Origin of the sequence: Methylobacter tundripaludum SV96 (assembly GCF_000190755.2) — a bacterium.
Taxonomy (GTDB): domain Bacteria; phylum Pseudomonadota; class Gammaproteobacteria; order Methylococcales; family Methylomonadaceae; genus Methylobacter_A; species Methylobacter_A tundripaludum.
The window spans coordinates 2,915,989-2,936,421 of record NZ_JH109152.1; the positions used below are offsets into that span (position 1 = coordinate 2,915,989).

The 20,433-nt window shown below is 45.1% G+C and carries 20 protein-coding genes; 9 read left to right on the top strand and 11 right to left on the bottom strand.

Going from position 1 to position 20,433, the window contains the following annotated elements:
* Positions 1 to 84: 84 nt before the first annotated feature.
* The 3 genes from METTU_RS23685 (at position 85) to METTU_RS13065 (ending at position 2,197) form a co-directional block, all read left to right on the top strand.
* Positions 85 to 234, top strand: a complete 150-nt coding sequence (locus METTU_RS23685) for a hypothetical protein (protein WP_006892160.1) — start codon at positions 85 to 87, stop codon at positions 232 to 234.
* Positions 235 to 265: 31 nt separating this feature from the next.
* Complete coding sequence (locus tag METTU_RS13060) at positions 266 to 1,180, top strand: quinoprotein relay system zinc metallohydrolase 2 (RefSeq protein WP_006892161.1); 915 nt, start codon at positions 266 to 268, stop codon at positions 1,178 to 1,180.
* 183 nt (positions 1,181 to 1,363) lie between these two features.
* Positions 1,364 to 2,197 (top strand): quinoprotein dehydrogenase-associated SoxYZ-like carrier, encoded by an 834-nt coding sequence (locus METTU_RS13065; protein WP_006892162.1) that lies wholly within the window; start codon positions 1,364 to 1,366, stop codon positions 2,195 to 2,197.
* Positions 2,198 to 2,409: 212 nt separating this feature from the next.
* Here METTU_RS13065 and METTU_RS13070 read toward each other — a convergent pair whose 3' ends face one another.
* Genes METTU_RS13070 through METTU_RS13085 form a run of 4 tightly spaced genes read right to left on the bottom strand, consistent with a single transcriptional unit; the run spans position 2,410 to position 6,739 of the window.
* Positions 2,410 to 3,396, bottom strand: coding sequence for an HD domain-containing phosphohydrolase (locus METTU_RS13070; RefSeq protein ID WP_006892163.1), 987 nt, complete (start codon positions 3,394 to 3,396; stop codon positions 2,410 to 2,412).
* A 2-nt stretch (positions 3,397 to 3,398) separates the two neighbouring features.
* Complete coding sequence (locus METTU_RS21805) at positions 3,399 to 5,327, bottom strand: ATP-binding protein (RefSeq protein ID WP_006892164.1); 1,929 nt, start codon at positions 5,325 to 5,327, stop codon at positions 3,399 to 3,401.
* 12 nt (positions 5,328 to 5,339) lie between these two features.
* The gene (locus METTU_RS13080) at positions 5,340 to 5,765 is read right to left on the bottom strand and encodes a type 2 periplasmic-binding domain-containing protein (protein WP_006892165.1); all 426 of its coding nucleotides are present in this window, start codon (positions 5,763 to 5,765) and stop codon (positions 5,340 to 5,342) included.
* Positions 5,765 to 6,739: a hypothetical protein gene (locus tag METTU_RS13085; protein ID WP_254257920.1), complete on the bottom strand. Its 975-nt coding sequence runs from the start codon at positions 6,737 to 6,739 to the stop codon at positions 5,765 to 5,767. Before METTU_RS13085 ends, METTU_RS13080 begins: the two co-directional genes overlap by 1 nt.
* 485 nt (positions 6,740 to 7,224) lie before the next feature.
* Here METTU_RS13085 and METTU_RS13095 point away from each other — a divergent pair, with 485 nt between their 5' ends.
* From METTU_RS13095 to METTU_RS13110, 4 genes are all read left to right on the top strand, one after another.
* A complete protein-coding gene (locus METTU_RS13095) occupies positions 7,225 to 10,041 on the top strand; it encodes an ankyrin repeat domain-containing protein (protein ID WP_006892167.1) in 2,817 nt (938 codons plus the stop codon).
* Positions 10,038 to 11,297: an IS1096 element passenger TnpR family protein gene (locus METTU_RS13100; RefSeq protein ID WP_006892168.1), complete on the top strand. Its 1,260-nt coding sequence runs from the start codon at positions 10,038 to 10,040 to the stop codon at positions 11,295 to 11,297. Before METTU_RS13095 ends, METTU_RS13100 begins: the two co-directional genes overlap by 4 nt.
* Positions 11,298 to 11,782: 485 nt before the next feature.
* Entirely contained in the window at positions 11,783 to 12,016 is a 234-nt protein-coding gene (locus METTU_RS13105; RefSeq protein WP_006892169.1) for an AbrB/MazE/SpoVT family DNA-binding domain-containing protein, read from the top strand.
* The gene (locus tag METTU_RS13110; RefSeq protein WP_006892170.1) at positions 12,003 to 12,413 is read left to right on the top strand and encodes a PIN domain-containing protein; all 411 of its coding nucleotides are present in this window, start codon (positions 12,003 to 12,005) and stop codon (positions 12,411 to 12,413) included. The genes METTU_RS13105 and METTU_RS13110 overlap by 14 nt, the downstream gene beginning before the upstream one ends.
* 54 nt (positions 12,414 to 12,467) lie before the next feature.
* On the opposite strand, the gene METTU_RS22515 is transcribed toward METTU_RS13110, so the two are convergent.
* The 3 genes from METTU_RS22515 to METTU_RS13120 are packed head-to-tail and all read right to left on the bottom strand — an operon-like array spanning position 12,468 to position 15,897.
* Positions 12,468 to 12,968: a Mov34/MPN/PAD-1 family protein gene (locus METTU_RS22515; RefSeq protein WP_006892171.1), complete on the bottom strand. Its 501-nt coding sequence runs from the start codon at positions 12,966 to 12,968 to the stop codon at positions 12,468 to 12,470.
* Positions 12,947 to 14,707 (bottom strand): ThiF family adenylyltransferase, encoded by a 1,761-nt coding sequence (locus tag METTU_RS13115; protein WP_081466912.1) that lies wholly within the window; start codon positions 14,705 to 14,707, stop codon positions 12,947 to 12,949. The genes METTU_RS22515 and METTU_RS13115 overlap by 22 nt, the downstream gene beginning before the upstream one ends.
* Positions 14,707 to 15,897: a CBASS cGAMP synthase gene (locus METTU_RS13120; RefSeq protein WP_006892173.1), complete on the bottom strand. Its 1,191-nt coding sequence runs from the start codon at positions 15,895 to 15,897 to the stop codon at positions 14,707 to 14,709. Before METTU_RS13120 ends, METTU_RS13115 begins: the two co-directional genes overlap by 1 nt.
* A gap of 104 nt (positions 15,898 to 16,001) precedes the next feature.
* Between METTU_RS13120 and METTU_RS24500 the strand changes: the two genes are divergently transcribed.
* Together METTU_RS24500 and METTU_RS24505 are read left to right on the top strand one after the other, a co-directional pair.
* Entirely contained in the window at positions 16,002 to 16,475 is a 474-nt protein-coding gene (locus METTU_RS24500; RefSeq protein ID WP_006893918.1) for a helix-turn-helix domain-containing protein, read from the top strand.
* Positions 16,472 to 17,071 carry an IS630 family transposase gene (locus METTU_RS24505; protein ID WP_050897758.1) on the top strand — a complete coding sequence of 200 codons (600 nt, stop codon included), beginning with the start codon at positions 16,472 to 16,474 and terminating at the stop codon, positions 17,069 to 17,071. The genes METTU_RS24500 and METTU_RS24505 overlap by 4 nt, the downstream gene beginning before the upstream one ends.
* A gap of 327 nt (positions 17,072 to 17,398) precedes the next feature.
* Here METTU_RS24505 and METTU_RS13135 read toward each other — a convergent pair whose 3' ends face one another.
* The 4 genes from METTU_RS13135 to METTU_RS13150 form a co-directional block, all read right to left on the bottom strand.
* The gene (locus METTU_RS13135; protein ID WP_006889238.1) at positions 17,399 to 18,757 is read right to left on the bottom strand and encodes an IS1182 family transposase; all 1,359 of its coding nucleotides are present in this window, start codon (positions 18,755 to 18,757) and stop codon (positions 17,399 to 17,401) included.
* Between the two features lie 31 nt (positions 18,758 to 18,788).
* A complete protein-coding gene (locus tag METTU_RS13140) occupies positions 18,789 to 19,550 on the bottom strand; it encodes a CBASS cGAMP-activated phospholipase (protein WP_006892175.1) in 762 nt (253 codons plus the stop codon).
* A gap of 231 nt (positions 19,551 to 19,781) precedes the next feature.
* Positions 19,782 to 20,006 carry a PIN domain-containing protein gene (locus tag METTU_RS13145; protein ID WP_006892176.1) on the bottom strand — a complete coding sequence of 75 codons (225 nt, stop codon included), beginning with the start codon at positions 20,004 to 20,006 and terminating at the stop codon, positions 19,782 to 19,784.
* Entirely contained in the window at positions 19,993 to 20,235 is a 243-nt protein-coding gene (locus METTU_RS13150; RefSeq protein WP_006892177.1) for a hypothetical protein, read from the bottom strand. The genes METTU_RS13145 and METTU_RS13150 overlap by 14 nt, the downstream gene beginning before the upstream one ends.
* Positions 20,236 to 20,433 lie beyond the last annotated feature (198 nt).

The following is a 20,433-nucleotide window of genomic DNA, read 5'->3' on the forward strand; positions in this document are numbered from 1 at the left end:
TCAGAAAATAAGTAATCTGGCTGCATTATACCCATCGATTGTTCAAAATTGACCATGGTTTGTGTTGTACGGTAAGGTATGATCATGATTGAAACCGAACCGGCGGGTGCCATTCTATATGGCTTTGTCATCAAAGCATTGAAGACAGCCCATGCTGTATTAGGTTCAGGCAAAGCAATCCAGGTATTGCAACGGGAAACGGGAGTTCACGCTTCGTCTCCGCGCTATTCGTAAATCAAAACGTATTCAGAAAAAAGGAAAACTAATGAGAGTTCTATTGCTGTTTGCTTTATCCATGGTATCCGTACAGGCCACAGCCGCCACCACTTTGCCGGTTAAAGAAATTACCGCTGGCGTGTACGTGCATTTTGGCAAACATCAATTCCCGGATAGCAAAAACCACGGCGAAATCGCCAATCTTGGTTTTATTGTCGGGCAAAAATGCGTGGCAGTCATTGATAGCGGCGGCAATCCCGAGCAGGGTTCAGCTTTAAAGCAAGCCGTTACCGAAACCACAAATACACCGATTTGTTATGTGATCAACACCCATGTTCATCCCGACCATATCAACGGCAACAGCGCTTTTAAAGCGGCTGGCGTTAAATTCGTCGGCCATCATAAATTAGCCGGAGCCATGGCGGCACGCGGTTCCTACTATTTGGACAAAGCTGCGGACCAATTAAGCGTCAAAATGAATGCTGCCGATTTAATTCCCCCCGATATCGAAGTCAAAGACAGCTTGAAACTGGATTTGGGCGGACGGACTTTGATTTTAAAAGCCCATCCTACCGCGCATACCGATAATGACTTGAGCGTGTACGACGAAAAAACCAATACAATATGGCTGTCGGATTTATTGTTTACCGAGCATGTGCCAACGCTGGACGGCAGCTTAAAAGGCTGGCTTGCAGAAATCGACAAACTGGAAAAACAGTCTTTTCGTTATGTAGTTCCGGGACATGGCGAATTAGTCACGGACTGGCCGCAGAGTATGCAGGCGCAAAAGCATTATTTAACCTTGTTGCTCACTGAAATTCGCGCTGCAATTAAAAAAGGGCAGCATATAGAGGATGCCGTGAAAACCATCGGTTATTCCGAGAAAAACAATTGGGCCTTGTTCGATGAATATCACCGCAAAAACGTCACCACTGCTTTTGCCGAATTAGAATGGGAAGATTAATCGGCTACAAAAAATAACGTAATTATTCGCGCGAAGCACAACATCCCTCTCCAGCGGGAGAGGGTAGGGTGAGGGGAGCAAGCTTTCAGCGATTTTCGGGTTTTTCAATTTGCTGAATAGTTACAAAATAACCTGTATTAATTGTTAACACCCCGCAAAGCTAAAACAAAATAGGAAAAGACCATGAAATACTCAAAACTCTTATCGGCAATCTTCATCACGGCATTATTACCGTTTGCCGCTATCGCTGCTGAAGATGAAAAAATTTGGAATAACGTTTTGAAGCCTGAATACTTTGCCCAGCAAGCAATTGAAGAATCCGATAACGTGATTGAACTGGAAGCGCCTGTACGCGCTGAAGACCCTGCTTTAGTGCCGTTTAAAATCGTCAGCAAAATCAAGCAAACCAAGGAGCACTACATCAAAAAAATCCTGGTGTTAGTCGATAGCAATCCTTTTCCATTCGTCGGCGACTTTGAGTTTACACCGGAAAGCGGCAAGGCCGACATTGCGATGCGGATACGGGTTAACAGCAACAGCAATATTCGCGCGATTGCCCAAACGAATGACGGCAAATTGACCATGACTAAAAAATTCGTCAAAGCCAGCGGCGGCTGTTCCGCTCCGATCGGCGCCAATTTAGATGAAGCGATGAAACGTTTAGGCAAAATGAAATTCAGATTGGATGGCGATATCAAAGTCGGCGAGCCAACCTCAGTGCAGTTAATGATCAGCCATCCGAATATTACCGGCATGCAAATGGATCAAGTGACACGCTTTGTTAAAAAAGCGCATTTTGTTAAGGACATTAAGGTTTCGTTTAACGGCAAACCGGTTTTAACCGCGAAAACCGATATTGCCGTCAGCACCGATCCTAATTTCAGGTTCTATTTCGTGCCGGAAAAAGCGGGTGAATTAAAAGCCGAAGTGACCGATACCTCTTGCGAAACGCCAACCAAGAGAGACGTTTGCACTAAAGGCGATACTTATACTGAAACGTTTAAAATCCAGCCGTAGTGTTAAAAGCAAGTGTTAAACCCTGATTGAGACACGAAACATCGCCTGAGTATTACCAGGATTAAGAAGGCGAATAGGGGGAGAGGATTGATTGACGGATGGGGTAGGTTGCTCCGTTCGAAGCGTACTTAGCTCCGGTATCGCAAAAAACGCTAGGAGCGGGGTTGCAACCCCGCCCCGCTTAGAGGCGCGCACGGCACGCCCTACAGTTATTAAAACGCAGACTTAATCCGCGTTAGCGTCCCGTCGATAAACAGATTTTTTAGTTCTTCCACCATCGCCGGATCGAACATGATGCCGGCATGTGATTCGATATGCGTTATAGCTTCTTCCATCGGCCAGGGTTCTTTATAGGGGCGTTTTGTCGTTAGTGCATCAAAGACATCCACGATTTTTACAATACGCGCAGAGAGCGGAATATTATCGCCTCGTAAGCGGTGCGGATAACCGGTGCCGTCATAATTTTCATGATGACCCGCGGAAATTTCCCGCGCCGTTTCATAAAACGGATTGTTGCCTAAAATGCGCACCCCCGCCAGTGGGTGCTCTCGCATAATATCCCATTCCTCTTCGGTCAGTTTATCCGGCTTTTTCAAAATGGCATCGGGCGTGGCGAGTTTGCCGATGTCGTGCAACATGCTCATTAAGCCCATGTGCGCGGCTGTCTCGTTAGCAACGCCCATGGCGACGGCTAACGCTTCGGTGTAATGCTGTACGCGGTATAAATGGCTGGAGGTGTCCTGGTCTTTACCCTCGGCCGCCAGACATAACATCACCACCGCGTCTTTGTAGGCGGTTTCCAATTGGTCGCGCGCCGTATCCAAATCGCGTTTTAAAACCAGCGACTCCAACGCCCGCACCACGGTCAAGTTGAGCTCGGCCGGGTCCCACGGTTTGGTGACGTATTTGTAAATGTGAGCGTCATTGACGCAGGTCAGCAGCGATTCAACATCGGCATAACCGGTCAGTAAAATGCGGATGGCGTGGGGCTGGATTTGCAACGCATGGCTTAATACCTGGTCGCCGCTGATATTGGGCATGCGTTGATCGCAAATAATCAAATCGACCGGGTGTACATTTAAAAACGCAATGCCTTCCTCGCCGCCATTGGCCGATAGCGTTTTGTAGCCTTTGCGAAAGCTGCGCGTTAACGTCGCCAGCACATCGGGATCATCATCAACCAGTAACAGCGTATGCATCTTTAAGCGTCCTTAATCAAGCGAAGTGGAATAGCAATAATAAAGCGTGTGCCGCGATTCAATTCGGATTCAACCGTGAGCATGCCTTGGTGTTTTTCAATAATGCCGTAAGAAATCGACAAGCCAAGCCCGGTGCCTTCGCCCACCTCTTTGGTAGTAAAGAAAGGGTCGAAGATTTTTTTCCTGACTTCATCAGGCATCCCGGTACCGGTGTCGGCGATGCTGACGACCGCTTGATCGTTCATCTTGGCGGTGGTGATGAAAATGCGGCCTTTATCGGGAATGGCCTGAATCGCATTGGCGAGAATATTCATAAAAACCTGGTTGAGTTCGCCAGCATAACATTCGACCATTTCATTGAGCGCGTAGTCTTTCTCGACGGTAATGCGATCCTTGTAATGGTGATGCAGCATTTGCAGGGTCGAATCCAGGCCTTCTTCGAGCCGCACCGTTTTAACCTCGCCTTGATCGAGACGGGAAAAATTACGCAACGACAACACGATGTTGCGAATACGGTCCGCCGCCTGCTTTTGGCTGTTCAGCAATTTAGCCAGGTCGTCGGTGACAAACGTGTAGTCAATTTGCGCCATGTGGGCGTTTAATTTTTGCGCCTCCGTTTCGTCCATACAACTTTGGGCGAATTCGACCGTGCCTTTAATGTCGTCAATGTATTCTTCCAATGGCGGCATATTGGCGTAAATGGCGCCGATGGGATTGTTGATTTCATGGGCGATACCGGCAACCAATTGACCTAACGAAGCCATTTTTTCGGACTGTACCAATTGAGTTTGTGCGGATTGCAGCTTTAGCAGCGCATCCTGCAATTGCTGGGTGCGATCGATGACTTGGCGTTCCAGGCTAAGATTCAAGTCTTCCAATTCTTTTTCCACCACGACGAATTTATTAAACAGCTCGCCTAACCGCGTCGTCATGCGATTAAACGCATGGCCTAAATCGGCCACTTCATCGCGGCCCGAAACCGGCACTTTGATTGATAAATCGTTGGAATCTTCAATGGTGCGGATGGTGGCGGTCAATTTTTTGATCGGCGTAACCAGAAGACGACTGAGCAAGCTGACCAGCACAATCATCGGTACGCCGACCAAAGCGGCGGCAAGTAACAAATTTTTGGTCAATTCAAGCAACGGCTCCAGTGCGAGTTTTTTGGGCATGAACGCCGCAATTTGGAAACTGAAATCGCCGACCGATACCGATTTCGAAATCGAACCCAAATAGCTGATACCGTCAAAAATCCATAAGGGCCGTTCCGAAAAGTCATCATTTATTTCAATTGTTTGCACGCCGTTAGCGGTAAAAAGGTCAGCGCTGCCGTGGTTTCCTTCATGTGCTTTATGCAGCGCAAAGCTGCTGTCTTTCGGCGCGAGTAGTCGGCTAATATCCTCCCAGGAATGGGTCATGACTAAATAGCCCTGGGTTTTTAATTGCGGCGGTTTTAACGCCGTCACATGAGCGATGACGCTGCCGTTAATAAAAGGCACCTCATGTTTAAATACCAGCGCGTAATCCTGTTGCGTTTGCCATGCTGGTGGCAATTGGGTTTTTAATACATCCGGTTGCGTCGAAGCGATCAGTACGCCTGCCGCATTGAACACATAGAGATCGCCTTGTAGCTGGTAATACTGCTTGAGATTGATCAGCTCGGTGGTGATGCGTTTATCCAAATCATCCACCACCACGTCCAGCATCACCGACGAGGCTCGCCAGGACAGTAAATTGGTGCGCTCGAACAACAAGACATTACTGATTTCTGCGGCTTTATGGTCGGCAGTGTCGGTAAGATTGCGTTCAATCTGCTGATTGATTTTTTCGCCGAATTGATAGAACACCACCGCACTCAAGGTCGTGGTTACCAATAACACGATCAAACTAAAAAACAGCGTTAAACGAACTGAAAGCGAAAAGCGAGACATGAATTTACCCGGTTACTTACTTGAAAATTGTTGCAGGATTTTGATTTGCGGACTTTGCGGCTTCGTTTCGACATAACCGATCGCCCCTTTAATTCGTTCTACAAACAAAATAACGGCCTGCTCGGAGTTTTGGGTGACCGGCGGAGTCTCGCCTTTGAACAGCATTTTATCCCAGTAACTGCCCAATTTGTCCGGCGTGCTGTCAAAAATTTCAGCGGTAAAACGGGTACGGGCATCGGCTTGTGGGGGCAGGTTAATCGGCATAATGTCGTCGCCGTTTTCCCAATGTTTTTTCTTGAGCAAATAAATCGCCGCAATATCCTCTTTATCGAGTTGCGTGGCAGGCAAATCTTTATTGGCAATGATGTACAAATCCGCCCACGCGATTGAAAACGGCATTAACGCGGCAGTCAGTCCTAAAACAATCAATCGTTTCATTAGAATAACACCGCAATCGAGCTGTAAAGTCCGGTTTGATTTTGAAAAATACTCCCTTGCGTTTGTTGCCATTCAAGCTTGAACGATAAGCGCGGTACCGGGCGATACACAATGCCGCCTAACGCGGTATCGGTAGCAGCCAGTTTGTTGGCAAATTCAAAATGTTCGTAGCGGCCGATCAGGTTGAAATGCTCGACCAACGGCACCGCCATTTGCACATAACCGCCCCAGTCATGATTGCGATAATGGAGCTGATCGGTATCAACCTGCGTGAACAGTAATTCGCTTTCCAGCTCAAACCACTTGTGCTGCCAATTGCCGTCTACGCTGATGGAATTACGGATTTCATTGCTTTTTGCAACGTCGGCATGTTGAAAAGATACGCCCAGGTAATAATCCAAATCTTCATGGGCAATCCATCGTGCGCCGGCGACGGTTTGATAATGGCGTTCATGTTCAGTTAGCGGTTTAGGATTAAATTCTTCGACCGGTTGCCAATAGACTTCCAGCGCGTGACCGGATAACGCATCGAAATCGTGGCGCACGTTAACGCCTGTCACGTAGTTGGCGCGGGAATAGGTTGACGTGACCGGGCGATTGGTCGTCCATACTAACGGTGCAGCATGGACAATATTCCAATGATTGATCGGCGCTAAAAATTTACCCGCGCGTAAGGTGTCGTTTTCGGTGACCTGAATATCGTTATACAGCCGTTCAACGACCAGTTGTGCGCTATTGAATTGTGCGCCTTTGCCTGCTTCCCAAAGCGGCATTTTGTAGGCTTCGGCCTCCAAAAAAGGATTGAGCCAGCGATTGAATTTGCCCGAGACGAACAAACTTAAATCATCTAATTCAACGGCAGTGGGAGCGCGATTAGGTGAACTGGCTGTCAGTTTGGCGTACCCCGAAACGGTAACGGCATCCAGCCATGATGCTGACTTATCGGCATATAACGGCGGTGCGAAATAAATCATCGCTAAACTGAACGCACAGACAAGCGCGCGACGATTGGAATGTAGCAAAAACGACATAACGGTAAAATTCAGTAGATAAGTAGCATGGCGGTATTATACTCATCGCCTGCTCAAAATTGTTCATTGTTCGAAAGTTGACGGCAAAGTATTGTCCTCATTGCCGAAATCGAACGAGCTGGAAACATTCTATCGGGTAAAACAGTCGAGCCATTGCACCGGGACACGGGAATACAGGCTTCGTTTCGGCAATTGCTCCTGCTTGGTTTTGATCATAAAAGTCGTAAAGCGGCTGCTTTAGCGCTTGCGCTTGCAGGCGAGCCAGCACTTCAGCAGTCAGCACGCTTCAATGCTCAACTGACACTTACCCACTTGTTTAAAAAAAGCTGGAAATGATCTTCAGTGAAAGCCGATATAATGAAAATATTATATAGGCATATTTTTTTTAACCTCTACCGCAATGCAGTAGTCCTCACAAAACACATTTCATGAAAGTTCTCTTATATAACGAACTCAACCCCAAAACCATTCCCGGCTTCGCCAAGCTGAAAAAATACTTGCAAGACGATGACTTCAAATCGGCGGAAGTCAAAAAAGTCGGCGATAACCTGTACCGGGCCAGGCTTAATCAGCGCGATCGCTTGTTGTTCTCGATTTATCAACATCAGCAACAAAACTATGCGTTGATTCTGGAGTTCATTAAAAACCACGCTTACCAGGACTCGCGTTTTTTGCGTCAGGTCAGCAGTATCGATGAAGATAAAATCCCGGTCATGCTCAAGCCCGACGAAACCGGGGAAAAAGAGCTGGTTTATCTCAATCCCGGTCATAACGCATTTAACCTGCTGGATAAGATCATCTCGTTCGATGACCGCCAACAATCGATTTACGACTTGCAGCCGCCGCTGATTGTTATCGGTTCGGCCGGTAGCGGCAAAACGGCGCTGACGCTGGAAAAAATGAAACAGGCGGTGGGCGACGTGCTGTATGTGACCCAGTCGGCTTATCTGGTTAAAAACTCCCGCGATTTGTATTACGCGCACCATTACGACAATCCCGACCAGCAGATCGATTTTTTATCGTTCCAGGAGTTTTTGGAGAGTATCCGGGTGCCTGCGGGCAAGCCGGTTACTTTCCAGGCTTTTCAACAGTGGTTTAGCCGCTTTCGCCAGGGCCAACTGAAAGATGCGCACAAACTGTTTGAGGAGTTTCGCGGCGTCATCACCGGGCCTGCCACCGATAAAAGCTGGTTAAGCCGTGAAGACTACCTGAATCTGGGCGTCAAGGAATCGATCTTCCTGGGCGAAGAGCGCGATGCGGTGTACGACGTTTTTGAAAAATACCTGGGCTTTTTACAGGAGCAGCGGCTTTACGACAGTAACATCGTCAGTCACCAGTATTTGCAGCACGTCCAACCCAGTTACGATTTTGTCGTTGTCGATGAAGTGCAGGACTTAACCAACATCCAGCTTTATTTGATCATCAAATCGCTGCGCCAGGCCCAGGATTTTATCTTGTGCGGCGATTCCAACCAGATTGTCCATCCCAACTTTTTTTCCTGGTCGAAAGTGAAAAGCCTGTTTTACCGGCAGGAGGATTTGCAGACCTCGGACGAATTGATCCGTATCCTGAACACCAATTACCGCAATTCGCCGCAAGTCACCGACATTGCCAACAAGATTCTGAAAATCAAGAACCAGCGTTTCGGCTCCATCGATAAGGAAAGCCATTATCTGGTCGAAAGCAACGGACACACCCAGGGCGAGGTGCTGTTTTTGCAGGACACCGCGTCGATTCGCCAGGAGCTGGACAGCAAAACCAAAGCCTCCACGCAGTTTGCGGTCATCGTCATGACGGTCGACCAAAAACCGGCCGCACAGCAGCATTTCAGCACGCCGTTGGTCTTTACCATTCAGGAGGCCAAAGGTCTGGAATATGAAAACATCATCCTCTACAACTTTTTAAGCCAGGAAGAAACCCGCTACCGCGAAATCAGCAAAGGCGTCAGCCCAGCCGATTTGGAACGGGACATTAAATACGCCCGCGCCAAGGATAAAACCGACAAATCGCTGGAAGTTTACAAGTTCTATATCAATGCCTTGTATGTCGCGATAACGCGGGCCGTTAAAAACCTGTACTGGATTGAAAGCAGTCCCAAACAACCCTTGCTGGATCTGCTGGGCTTGCGCGATGCTCAGGGCAGCCTGCTACTCGCCAATCAAAACTCGACCTTGGATGCCTGGCGTCAGGAAGCGCATAAACTGGAACTGCAAGGCAAACAAGAGCAGGCCGAGCGGATTCGCAACGAAATCCTCAAGCAAAAAACGCCGGACTGGCAGGTTATTACCGCCGAAGCCTTGTCCGACCTGAAACGCAAAGCCTTCGAAGGCAACGACAAAAACGCCAAAATAACGTTGTTTGAGTACGCGTTGGTTTATGAAGACCGCGACGTCATCAACACTCTGCTGAAGACAGAATTCAAAGCCGCCAAACAGCCCGACAAAGGCTTGCAGATGCTGCAACAAAAGCACTACAGCGCCTACAGCTTTAAAAAGCCGGATGCCGTACTCAAACAAGTCAATCAATACGGCCCGGATTTTCGCAATATCTTCAATCAAACGCCGTTGATGGTCGCCGCCTGGATGGGCAATGTCGAGGTTATCAAAGCGCTGTTTGAGCTGGGCGCAGATACCGAAAAAGTCGACGGCAACGGCTTGACCGCTTTCCAAGTCGCGTTGTCGCAAACGGACCGTAGCGATGCCTACGCCAAAAAGAAACTGGCCGATATTTATGAACTGCTGGAACCGACCAGCATGAGCATCCAGGTCGATGGCCGCCTGGTCAAATTGGACAAGCACAGCATGGAGTTTTTCATGCTGAATCTGATGATCGCGCTGTTTTACCGGGTGATGCCGAACAAAATGACCTACCGGCTCGACGGTTTTGCGACCCAGGATTTTATCGATGCGGTGCAACATATCCCCCATTGCGTGCTTCCCGAACGGCGCAAACAACGGGCTTATCTATCCAGCATTTTGTCCAAAAACGAAATCGATAAAGACGACAAGCACAACCGCAAACTGTTCTATCGGGTAAAGCACGGCGCTTATATTTTCAACCCGCGGCTAGCGCTTAAAGTGGAAGACGAATGGGTCAATATTTACGACTTGTTGATTATTGACAGGCTGTCGCCGGTCTATAAACCTAATCTGGATTGGTGGAACGAATATAATGAAAAAGGCATGGTTCTCTGTAAAGAGTTATTGAAACAGTTGATTGCTGAACAAACAGGAGAAAAACCATGACCGACAAACTAACTCCCTGTACGCCCGAACAAATCGAGATTCTGAAAAAGCAACAGTTTAGCGCCACAGAACCGGGAACGCTGTTAAAAGACTTTAACAGCCTGTTGGAATTTATCGGAAAAACAGGCATTGCCGTTTCCGAAAAAACGCAGTTATTTGCCCTGAATACGCTGGCAGATATAAACCGGCGGTTAACGCATCCTTTGGATGTTAAATTAAAACGCCCGGTGCAAAAATCCTTTCCTTATATTAACGGACTTTACCTGCTGCTACGCAGCTCGGGCCTGAGTTACGTGGTTCCCGACGGTAAAAAAACCAAATTAATGCTCTACGAAGACGTTCTTGCCGACTGGAACAAACTGACTCCGGCGGAATGCTATTTTTCTTTGCTGCAAGCGTTTTATTACCGTGCGGACGCGGCAATGCTGGGGGAAAGACAAGGTTTTCTTAGTCCGACCTGCTTTTACGATTGCTTGTTATTTTTTCAGAAATATTTAGGGGATAGGCTCGATGTTAAGAGCCATCGCGACACTATGTATCGTCTGCGCTTTAGTCCCGGTTTGCACAATCTGGCATTGATGGAGCTATTCGGTTTTATTGACATTGAATGTGCCGTCGCCGATGAGAACGAAACATGGCCGCTGTCTGTCATTAAGCCCACCGATTGGGGACGCGCGATATTCGGCTATTTTGTACAAAATAATTTAGTCATGTCGTTTCTTGAAGACGATGAGCACGATCAGGCCGGATCAGGCACCTGGGAAAACGAGTTTAAAAAATATATTCCAGCCTGGGAAAAAAGCTTGATTCAAGTCGAGCGCAAAATAACGGAAGAAGGAGCTTATATTTTCAACGTGTCGTTGGGTAAAGCAAGTTGCAAAATAGCCGTTCCCGCCAACATCAGTCTCGATGAATTGGCGTACGGCATTTTGGCGGCCTTCGATTTTGATGACGATCATTTGTATGAATTTATTTATAAAAACGAATACGGCATAGAGGAAAGCATCTCACATCCTTATGCGGATCGTACCCACGAGTATTGCACCGCGGATTGCCCGGTCGGTTACTTGCCTTTATATAAAGGCATGACCTTCATTTTCCATTTTGATTTCGGCGATGATTGGGAATTTAAAATCCAGGTTGAAGCCATGCCGTCGGCAGAGTCGAATTATTCCGAGCTGACGGTGATTGAAAAACGCGGGACGCCGCCTGAGCAGTATACGGATTGGGAAGATGAATATGAGGATGATGACTGATCGGCGGGTAGGGCAATACCGTTAAGTTACGTCGTCATTCCGGCAGGCAAAGGCTGCGGCCGCTTATAAACAAATAAAGAGGCATTGGACAGCCAATGCTTATCGTTACCACGCGGAGCGCTCGTCGTTATACACAAGTGTCTGGGTGACAACGTCATCCCGGCAGGGATTGCCGGGATCCAGAAGCCATGGATGGCAATGTCCAAACTGGCAGTAAGTCTTGCAACGCGGGAATTGCCTAATGACGAGCATTCACATCCCTGTGCTCTCGGCAACCGCTCCTGCGTTGCTCTACCTCCTGCATCCGTGCAGTCGTGGATTCCGGCAATCCCTGCCGGAATGACGTGCTTTTATAGACTTGTGTATAACGACGAGCGCGAAGCGTGGGAAGCATAAAAGGAGGTTATTTATGGCGAAATTCTTAGACAGTCAATTAGCGCAGATATACAATAAAAGTTGTATATCTTTAACTCTAGGAGTCTGTCATGCAAGTCGCAAAATGGGGTAATAGTTTGGCCGTAAGATTGCCTGCGCCGGTTGTCGAAGCACTTCAACTTAAAGAAGGCGATGACATCGAGATTCATATCGCCGGTGAGCGGATTTTCGAACTTGAGAAGAAACCCAGTCCGCAAGAGTTGTTAGCCCGATTACGCAAATATCGAGGGCGTTTACCCGCCGACTTCAAGTTCGACCGCTTGGAAGCCCATGAAAACCGATAGGCCGTTTTTCGATACCAACGTTCTGTTGTGTTTATTGTCCGAAGATAACCGCAAAGCGGATCGAGCCGAAGCGATTATTGCTTTAGGCGGCATCATAAGCGTTCAGGTGCTCAATGAATTCGCCTCGGTTGCATCGCGAAAACTTGGGATGAGTTATGCCGAAATACGCGATGTGTTGGGGACGGTACGTGCCGTATGTCAAATCCAAGCGCTGACTGCTGATACCCATGATCAGGGCCTGGATATTGTGGAACGATTCGGTTTTTCTCTGTACGACAGTATGATCGTGAGCTCAGCGCTGCAATGCGGCTGTGATATTTTGTATTCCGAAGATATGCAGCATGGTCAAGAAATTGATGGTCAATTAATGGTCGTAAATCCTTTTCTGGATAATTAAGGGAGAACCGATAGGAGCTTGTATTGTGCATTGTTGAAAATAACCGTGAAATATTTATAGCTGGTAGTTTTGTGGGCAAGATGTAAGGCTTGAGCTCGTTTCCTTTGAAATAACCCCATCTTGAAAACAGCCAAACCAATCTGTAGATTGCCCTACTATACAAAGTAGCATTGACTCAAAGCTACCAGATAATTTCGATTGCCATTCAGTTATATCTTGAGTGGATGGGGTAGAGAATTGTTCTGGATGCGTATGCCATTCACCAACATACGTTATTTCTGAATTACTATTCTGCCATTGTTGATAGGCAGTTTGCTGGTGTAAGGATGAGCATCTATTAAAGAAAAACCTGCCACAAATATCATCATGCTGGGGTAAAGTAACATCAGTGACTTCAATATATTGCCCCCTGTATCTCCCCAAAAAAATTCCGCCTTTTTCTTTGTGCCAAAATTTAAGTTGTCGATATTGGTGTAACCTAGTTAAAACCGATGTTGGCATTATCACTAGCTCATTTTTGGGTAATTGAATTGTTATAAAATCTTGCTGCAACATGGACATATATCAAGTTTTTGTGGATTACAGTTTTTGGTATGTTGAACATCAAGAGACAAACTACTATGCCTAAATCTAGGTGATGGATTACCAGAAAAATAATCAATTGCCAGTTGTTGAATTAGGGCTGCCGCTGAAGCAGATGCGCCACTTGCATAAGGGAAATAAGCATTTCCACAATTTCGTTTTATAGGATCTGGAGGTTCCTTATCTTTTGAAAATAGCTTAAATCTTTCTTGCAACTCACCATCTTGATTTGAAATTCTTAAACAGCGATAACAAGCTCCCGTTCTATCATCTAATATGGCGCGAACGGCTTTACCTGCGGCAATAACCCATCCATGTATTAGTACGTTCAGAGTTTCACTTCTATGGTAATAATGGCTTAATGAGGTTGAAAAAGCTTCATTTCCTGTAGCATCAATTATTAACTCATACTTTGAAAACAATGCTAAATTTTTTACATCGAATCGTTTGTTGTTACCTATAAAATTGATGGTGTTAGATACTGCTTGATTTGTAAGAAAATCAGCCATAGCTAATGCTTTATTTTCACCTACATAAGACATGTTTAGAACATGACGGCCTAAATTATCGGGCATTAGAATATCAGGGTCGAATAAGGCGAGAACTCCTTTATGGGTATTATCTTGAATCCCTGCTCCTAGTTGAGCGAGAAGTAAAGCTGTGAAGCTCCCTACTGTGCCACAACCAATAAGAGCTATTTTTTTTCCTACAAGAGAAAATTCTTTGTCTTGATTCCGGGTGGTAATTCTGCTGTCGGAAGCATCTCTGACATTGATGAGAAAAAATTTTTCTTTTACAAGACTCTTTCTTAAAAGAATTGAGCTTGGACTTGCAGGTTTATTTCCTTTTTTGTTTTGCCGTTGATTTTGTGATCTCTTTAAGGCCTCGACTATCTGTTTATCAATTTCAATAAGTGCACCAACATTACCGCCTGGTGTTTGTAGAACTACATAAGATGAACGATTATTTTTTATAACAGTGAGAAGGCTGCTTATAAAAGATTGTGCAGCTGAAGGATCAATTGCTGTCAACCACGCGAAAAACTCCTGCCTTGAGGACAAAGGCCACTTTTCAAACAGTCTAATAAGCTTTGGTTGTGTTAATTTAGTGACAATAACCGGGATTGTTTTATTACTATGAGCAGTATTTGCGGCATTTCTTAATTTTAGCCAAGTATTAGCCTCTTGCTGATTGTTAAAAATAATAATTTCATGCTCTGTTTTCTCTTTAGCATTATCAAGAATGGAATACCTATCAAACATTAATGCCTGTAATGGATAATTCCATGATTTTATATAAGCGAAAAATTTACCTTGCCAATAAGCCGTAAATTCATCGGCATAATCTTGAGAAAATTTTCTAGTGTCATTTTCAGCATATGAAGCTAAAAGATTTTCTACACATTGAAAACAAAGCACAAAATTATCTTCTGGGTTATATCTATCTAAGTAAATGAACTCCTTATCTAAATAGCACAAGCTACCGTCTGGCTCAACATGTGGTAAATGAGGATTTAAGCCTTCAGGAATATTGAGTAATCTATATTCCGGAAAATCAATGAAATCTAGTTCATAAAAACTGATTTCTAATGAAAACTCGGTATTTTTTACAGGCATAATCCCTTCATACTTATGCAGAAAAGTAGAAGGGATTCTTTTAAAGCCTTTTTCCCGTAAAAAATTGTGGGCAAATTGATGAGCTGTTGTCATCATTAACCTGATTTTAAATTTTTAACTATTGGAGCAGGCTGTTTTCTTATTGGCGTATTTAGTGCAGCAGATATCGATGATATTGGGGTTATATAGGTGCTGTCATTTGGAATTCGACTGCCAAGAGAGCGTATAAACAAATCTACAACTTCCTGTGAATTTTCGGCATGTATTAATGCTTCAGTAAGCGTATCTCTAAATATTTCCGCTTTATTAACAATGTCAACAATGACTTCTTGTGTAAGCTCTCTAGGATAAAGTGTTTCTTCTGATTCAGCAGGATTTTTTATCTCGCCAGAAAATAACTCAGGCAATTTTTTTGCAACAGCAAAAAGTGCTTCGCAATCGCGATTAAATCCATTTGAGTTATCAAAAACTGAAGCCGCGCAGGCCATCAGTGTAATAGAAGTTGGCCCTCCTTTTTCCCAAGTAAAATCACGCCATGCTTTAAGGTATCTACATACACGTACTAACCTGTCACCGTGAGCTTCTTTTTCACGGTCAAACCATAATTTGATTTTTTTGGGATCGGATTTAATCCAGTGCTCTTTATCTCTTCTAGCTAAATAAATTTCGTTAGGATCAAGTTTTATAGCTTCTAGTGCATAAGCGGAATCCATTGCAGCAAAAGACGTTGATAAAGCCGCTTCTTTGAGTTCTTTAAAACGTTCTATCGGAACAGCATATAAAGGAAAATCTAAATGAATGCGTGAGCTAACAATAATACGTGCACACGTTGGCTTGCTATCATCAAACTTCCAACCTTGGTTTTCAGCAACTAATTGTTTTAATGCACTATCAACAATTTGAAAAAAAACTCCTTTTGAATAAATTGGATTATCTTCAAAAAGGTCCATTGGTAAATAAACCCCATCATCAATATCTAATTGCTGAGGAGGTGAAAAAGCAGGATTATTTAAAGTTCCGTAAGAGAAAGAGCCTTGTGGCCAAAATGCGGGGCTTACTTCCCGAAATGCAGCATGAATGCCTTTTAAACTAGATTGCTTTTTGAAATCTTCCTCAAGTACTGCTTTAGATTCATTAAAGGCTTTTCTTATTGCACTCCTGGCTTTTTTTCTTGTTTCTAATAATGTCGCACGTTCATCATCTTCAATTTCCAGTTGATGAATAAGCCGATCATTTTCTGAACGTGCATACAATAATTTACTTGCATCATATTTAAGTTTTGTCATTTTTAATCCTGATTAATGGGGTTTGCAAATTCAAAAAAGGTCGGATATGGTGCTTTATGCTCAAGCATAAGTAGTAATGCGAAAGTTATTAGGAAGTAAATTTATTGTGTCAAACTGGAAACGATTGCAATAACAGACAAAAATTAGGAGTCCACCTGAAATTCATCGCCAAACTGACCCCGGAAGAGGAAGTAACGTTAACCGAAGCCTATCGTAACCACCCATTATTCCGGGTTAGACAACGGGCACATGCTATCTTATTGAATAATAGAAGGTATGTAATTGCACGGCTGAGCGAATTGTTTGAGTCCCAGCATGAGACTGTCAGCTCATGGTTAGACAAATGGGAAACAGAGGGATTAATAGGGCTTTACGATTGTCCACGAAGCGGTAGGCCTGTGCGCTTCACGGTTGAGGAACAAGCCGTTTTTCTGGGCTATATTGACAAAAACCCACACCAGCCCAAGGCCGCCGCAGCACGATTGCTGGAGGAGACGGGCAAGGAAGCCAGCCTTGACACCTTTAAACGAATTTTAAAAAAAGTGCCTATGCCTGGAAACGTTGTCGGCAATCAGTGAAGGGAAAGCGTAATGAAGCAGATTTCCAACGTGATAAGGCATATCTGAAGGCCTTGAAACAGCAAGAGGATGATGGGGAATTGAAGCTTTACTACTTTGACGAATCCGGATTTAGCACGACACCCTGTGTACCCTATGGATGGCAACGGATTGGCGAGACCCGACAAATACCCTGCTATCGTAGCAAGCGCATGAATGTGTTAGGTTTTTTGAGTCGCAGCAATGATCTGTTTTTCCACAGCTCCGAACAATCGGTGACAACGGATACGGTTGTCAATGCCTTTGATGCGTTTGTCGAAACGTATGCAGGCAAGTACGAAGAAACTAAAGTGCCGTGCTGTGTGGTGTTGGATAATGCTTCCATTCATCGTAGCGGCGTATTCAAAGAAAAGCTGGCGGGCTGGCAACAACGTGGTGTGTGCTTACATTTTCTTCCGCCTTACAGCCCGGGGCTGAACCTGATCGAAATACTCTGGCGTAAAGTTAAGTACGAATGGTTGCCGCTCGATGCCTATCAAAGTTACGGACACTTGAAAAAGTGGGTGTTGGAAATCCTGAGTGACATCGGTAAAAAATTCCAAATAACTTTTGCGTAACTACTTACGACTTAGCATTTCATTATTTGAATACACATTTGCGGCAGCTTTTCCATGTCCTGTAAGTGTTTCTAGTGCAGCTTTGCTAGCATTATCTAGGGCAATATAATTAGCTTGATCATTAGTTAATAGGACATCAATAAATAAAAATCGATTTTTTAAAATGTGCTTAACCCATACGTTATGTAATGACTCACTAGGAGGCTGTCGGATTAATAGAGCGAGCCTCCCCACTTAATCACGATTAAAATTTAAAAAAGTGGTTTATTGGGATTTTTAATGCCCATAGTTCTGTTTTATGGGCAGCTCAATGCTCTTTTTCCTCTCTCACCCTCTTAATACATGCATTCTTTTTAAATTCCAGCCTATACAGACTAAATTCCATTCACTTTGGACGGATTCCAGGCCTCGAAGCTGGAATTGCCTGAATCCCTGGACGTGTTTAATGATGCCAAACACGGTTTCGACAGTAGATTTTCGCTTGCCGTAGAGTGCTTTGCCCGCTTTGGTTGTTAAGCGATGGGTCATGGCCTCAACCGGCGGTAAGGTGCTTTCGCCTATTTCCGGCTGATGCTGAAACCGGGCGTCAAGGGCTTGGTTATGGCTTTGCCGCTTTTGGGCGATGTACGGTTTTATCTTTGCATCAGCACACGCCTTTACATTGGCTTGGCTGAAGTAGCCGGTGTCGGCCAACAGGTTGTCAACACTCCCCAAGCATTCCGGGAGCTGTTCCAGTTTGGCTAAGGCCGGTTCGATTTCTTGTTTGTCGTTGGTGTGTTGGGTGATGTGATGAGCAACGATCAGGTGGGTGGCAATATCAACACTGGCTTGGGCGTTATAGGCTTGTTCAAAACCATTAGGGGTCGGCATGATGCGGGACTCTTCATCGGTCAGGCTGACTTGATCTTTACCTTGAGGCGCATCGGTAGGCGCTTGGGGGGCTTTGCCGCCCATTTTCTTGCCGGTTTCACTCAGGTGTTGTTCACGCTTAGCCTGCTTTTCGTCATACTCGGCCTTTTCTTGCGCGTAACGCGCCTTGGCACGGGCCTGGATTTCCTGTTTGGCTTTGGCAATCACTGCTAAACGGTCTTGGCGGCGTTTGAGTTCCTTGGGTACATCCATGTCTTCTGGAAGCGGGGAATTGTCGGCGGCTTCAGCCAGTTTCATCAAGGTTTCAACTTCCTGTTTGAACTGGGCTTCCAGTTGATTGGCGTAATCCCAGCTCAAGGCTTTATGCTTGCTGGCATTGGCTTTAATCTTGGTGCCGTCCAGGCTCACCGTACCCAGCTTAAGCAGCCCCAAGGTTTGTGCAAGTACCAATATCTCGACAAATAGGCTTTCGATCTCTTTGCCAAAGCGCTTGCGAAAGCTGTTGATGGTGTCGTGATCTGGGTTTTCGTTGGCGCAGATGTATTTAAAGGCCATCGAGTCATGAGTGGCTTTCTCCAGTTTGCGACTGGAAAATACGCCGGTCGCGTAACCGTAGAACAGCAACGCCAACAGCATCGCCGGATGATAGGGGCGCTTTCCTTTGCCCGCATAGACGGCTGATAGCGTCCGTAAATCCAGTTGATCGACAATCTCGACAACAAAACGGGCCATATGATCTTCAGGCAAATAATCCTGAACACACGGGGGCAGAATGTAGGGGGTATCGCGATCAATCAGGATGAATTGGGTAGCCATTTTTGTTTTTTGATTTGGTGTTTCGATAGGGTTATTTTAACACTTTTTGCACTGCTAAATCCGACAGTCTCCTAGAAGATAACGTTAATTCAACAACAGGACGAGCCCATTGGAATATACCTTGTTCTAATTTTTTTCGATGATTTGCTGTTTTATTTTGCCCCATTGTTCCTATTCCAAGTAAAAAAATATCTTCAGGATTTTTATCGAGAAAATAACAGGCTTCATGAACACCAAAATATGCGGGGGAGTTACCAATTAGTCCGCCGTCAACAAATCGCTGGCTGTCTATTACATGAATTGGGAAATAAGTAGGTGCGGCTGAAGTGGCTAATGCAACATCAACCAAAGATAAATTTAGATCATTAACATATTTCTCAAGATGAGGCGTTTTAAATACCTTAGGCTGTCCAGTCGTGTAATTAACTGCCGGAATAAGCACTCTTGTTTTTAAATCCTTTATTTTTTTATCTTGAAAGATTTCTTGAAGTAATGTTTTAAGAGGCTCTGAATCATAGGACGATGTAAAGAGAGACTTAACATGTTTTAAGCCCCAATATTGTTTTGGAAATATTTTTGCTCCTTTTTCTCTAAGTATTGTTGCCAGTTCACTTGGTCTCATTCCACTTGCCAACCCAAGCGCGATAATGCCGCCAATTGAAGTTCCACAAATCATATCAAAGTGTTCAGATATATTTACTCCTCTTTTGTTTTCCAGTTCAGCTAAAACCTCAGCAGTAAATAATCCACGAATACCACCACCGCTTAACGACAAAATTTGAAATCGACTCACAAATCCCTCCATTATTACTAACGTCTAGGTATGGTGACTTAAAGTTAATAATTCAAGCCTATTTGTGCGTTTATGTTTTTACTCGCGGCGTAGCATGCTTTTAACTGCATTCCCACGCAGTTTCGTCGGTCGGGTTAGAACTGTAGAACTGTAGGGTGGATTAGCCGTAAGGCAATCCGCCGCAACTTCGGTAGGCTGATGTCGGCGTTGTGTGCGTGTTGTGACGGTTTGCTATCGCGAAACCATCCTACGAGCTAAATGCGTCATCCGATCCAATAGACGGTTGATGGCCTGCTCTTCATCTATAGTCAAATCGGGATAGCTCAACAATTCCATCCGAGTGATGGCACTAAACCCGCACGCAGGCAGATTGATGCCGCTTAAAATAGAGATAGCTTCGTCATTGCCTTTAAGCAAGCCGATGAGGGTATCAAGCAAATAGCTAAGACCATTCATCACGCATTGCCTGTTGAATCTCTAATGGATTGCCGCTGAATGAGGGGGAGTTTTTTAGTATCCCGGCAAAGTCGGTCAGTAATTCAGGCTGCTCGGCATGATGGGCTTGTTGTGTGCTGCGATAGACTAGCGCCAGGTTTTTTAATAATTGCGCCGGGCTAATATGCTCATGCTCTGCCAATTCATTAAGTAGGACAGCCGTTTCATCGTCTAATTCTATGATTGCCATGGTTTATATCCCCTTTTAAAGTTTGTAGCTTATGCTTCATCACTGGGAAAAGTAAAATTTTCTTCAAATTCGCGCAGGTCTTTTTTAGCCGTTCGGCATAATTGCCGAGTTGTAAGTCAGCGATTTTTAATAACTTGATTAGTTATGACTGCCGCTTAAAACTTTCTAAAATCATAATTCAAAAACGAATCATCAGTT

What these genes read in the sequence shown, in the direction of transcription:
- METTU_RS13100 (WP_006892168.1), top strand. Translation starts at nt 10,038, where the DNA reads ATGACCGACAAACTAACTCCCTGTACGCCCGAACAAATCGAGATTCTG.
- METTU_RS13135 (WP_006889238.1), bottom strand. Translation starts at nt 18,757, where the DNA reads ATGGCTACCCAATTCATCCTGATTGATCGCGATACCCCCTACATTCTG.
- METTU_RS23685 (WP_006892160.1), top strand. Translation starts at nt 85, where the DNA reads ATGATTGAAACCGAACCGGCGGGTGCCATTCTATATGGCTTTGTCATC.
- METTU_RS13065 (WP_006892162.1), top strand. Translation starts at nt 1,364, where the DNA reads ATGAAATACTCAAAACTCTTATCGGCAATCTTCATCACGGCATTATTA.
- METTU_RS13120 (WP_006892173.1), bottom strand. Translation starts at nt 15,897, where the DNA reads ATGACAAAACTTAAATATGATGCAAGTAAATTATTGTATGCACGTTCA.
- METTU_RS13145 (WP_006892176.1), bottom strand. Translation starts at nt 20,006, where the DNA reads ATGAATGGTCTTAGCTATTTGCTTGATACCCTCATCGGCTTGCTTAAA.
- METTU_RS13085 (WP_254257920.1), bottom strand. Translation starts at nt 6,739, where the DNA reads ATGATTTATTTCGCACCGCCGTTATATGCCGATAAGTCAGCATCATGG.
- METTU_RS13060 (WP_006892161.1), top strand. Translation starts at nt 266, where the DNA reads ATGAGAGTTCTATTGCTGTTTGCTTTATCCATGGTATCCGTACAGGCC.
- METTU_RS13095 (WP_006892167.1), top strand. Translation starts at nt 7,225, where the DNA reads ATGAAAGTTCTCTTATATAACGAACTCAACCCCAAAACCATTCCCGGC.
- METTU_RS13115 (WP_081466912.1), bottom strand. Translation starts at nt 14,707, where the DNA reads ATGATGACAACAGCTCATCAATTTGCCCACAATTTTTTACGGGAAAAA.
- METTU_RS13070 (WP_006892163.1), bottom strand. Translation starts at nt 3,396, where the DNA reads ATGCATACGCTGTTACTGGTTGATGATGATCCCGATGTGCTGGCGACG.
- METTU_RS21805 (WP_006892164.1), bottom strand. Translation starts at nt 5,327, where the DNA reads ATGTCTCGCTTTTCGCTTTCAGTTCGTTTAACGCTGTTTTTTAGTTTG.
- METTU_RS22515 (WP_006892171.1), bottom strand. Translation starts at nt 12,968, where the DNA reads ATGTTGCAGCAAGATTTTATAACAATTCAATTACCCAAAAATGAGCTA.
- METTU_RS13080 (WP_006892165.1), bottom strand. Translation starts at nt 5,765, where the DNA reads ATGAAACGATTGATTGTTTTAGGACTGACTGCCGCGTTAATGCCGTTT.
- METTU_RS13110 (WP_006892170.1), top strand. Translation starts at nt 12,003, where the DNA reads ATGAAAACCGATAGGCCGTTTTTCGATACCAACGTTCTGTTGTGTTTA.
- METTU_RS13105 (WP_006892169.1), top strand. Translation starts at nt 11,783, where the DNA reads ATGCAAGTCGCAAAATGGGGTAATAGTTTGGCCGTAAGATTGCCTGCG.
- METTU_RS13150 (WP_006892177.1), bottom strand. Translation starts at nt 20,235, where the DNA reads ATGGCAATCATAGAATTAGACGATGAAACGGCTGTCCTACTTAATGAA.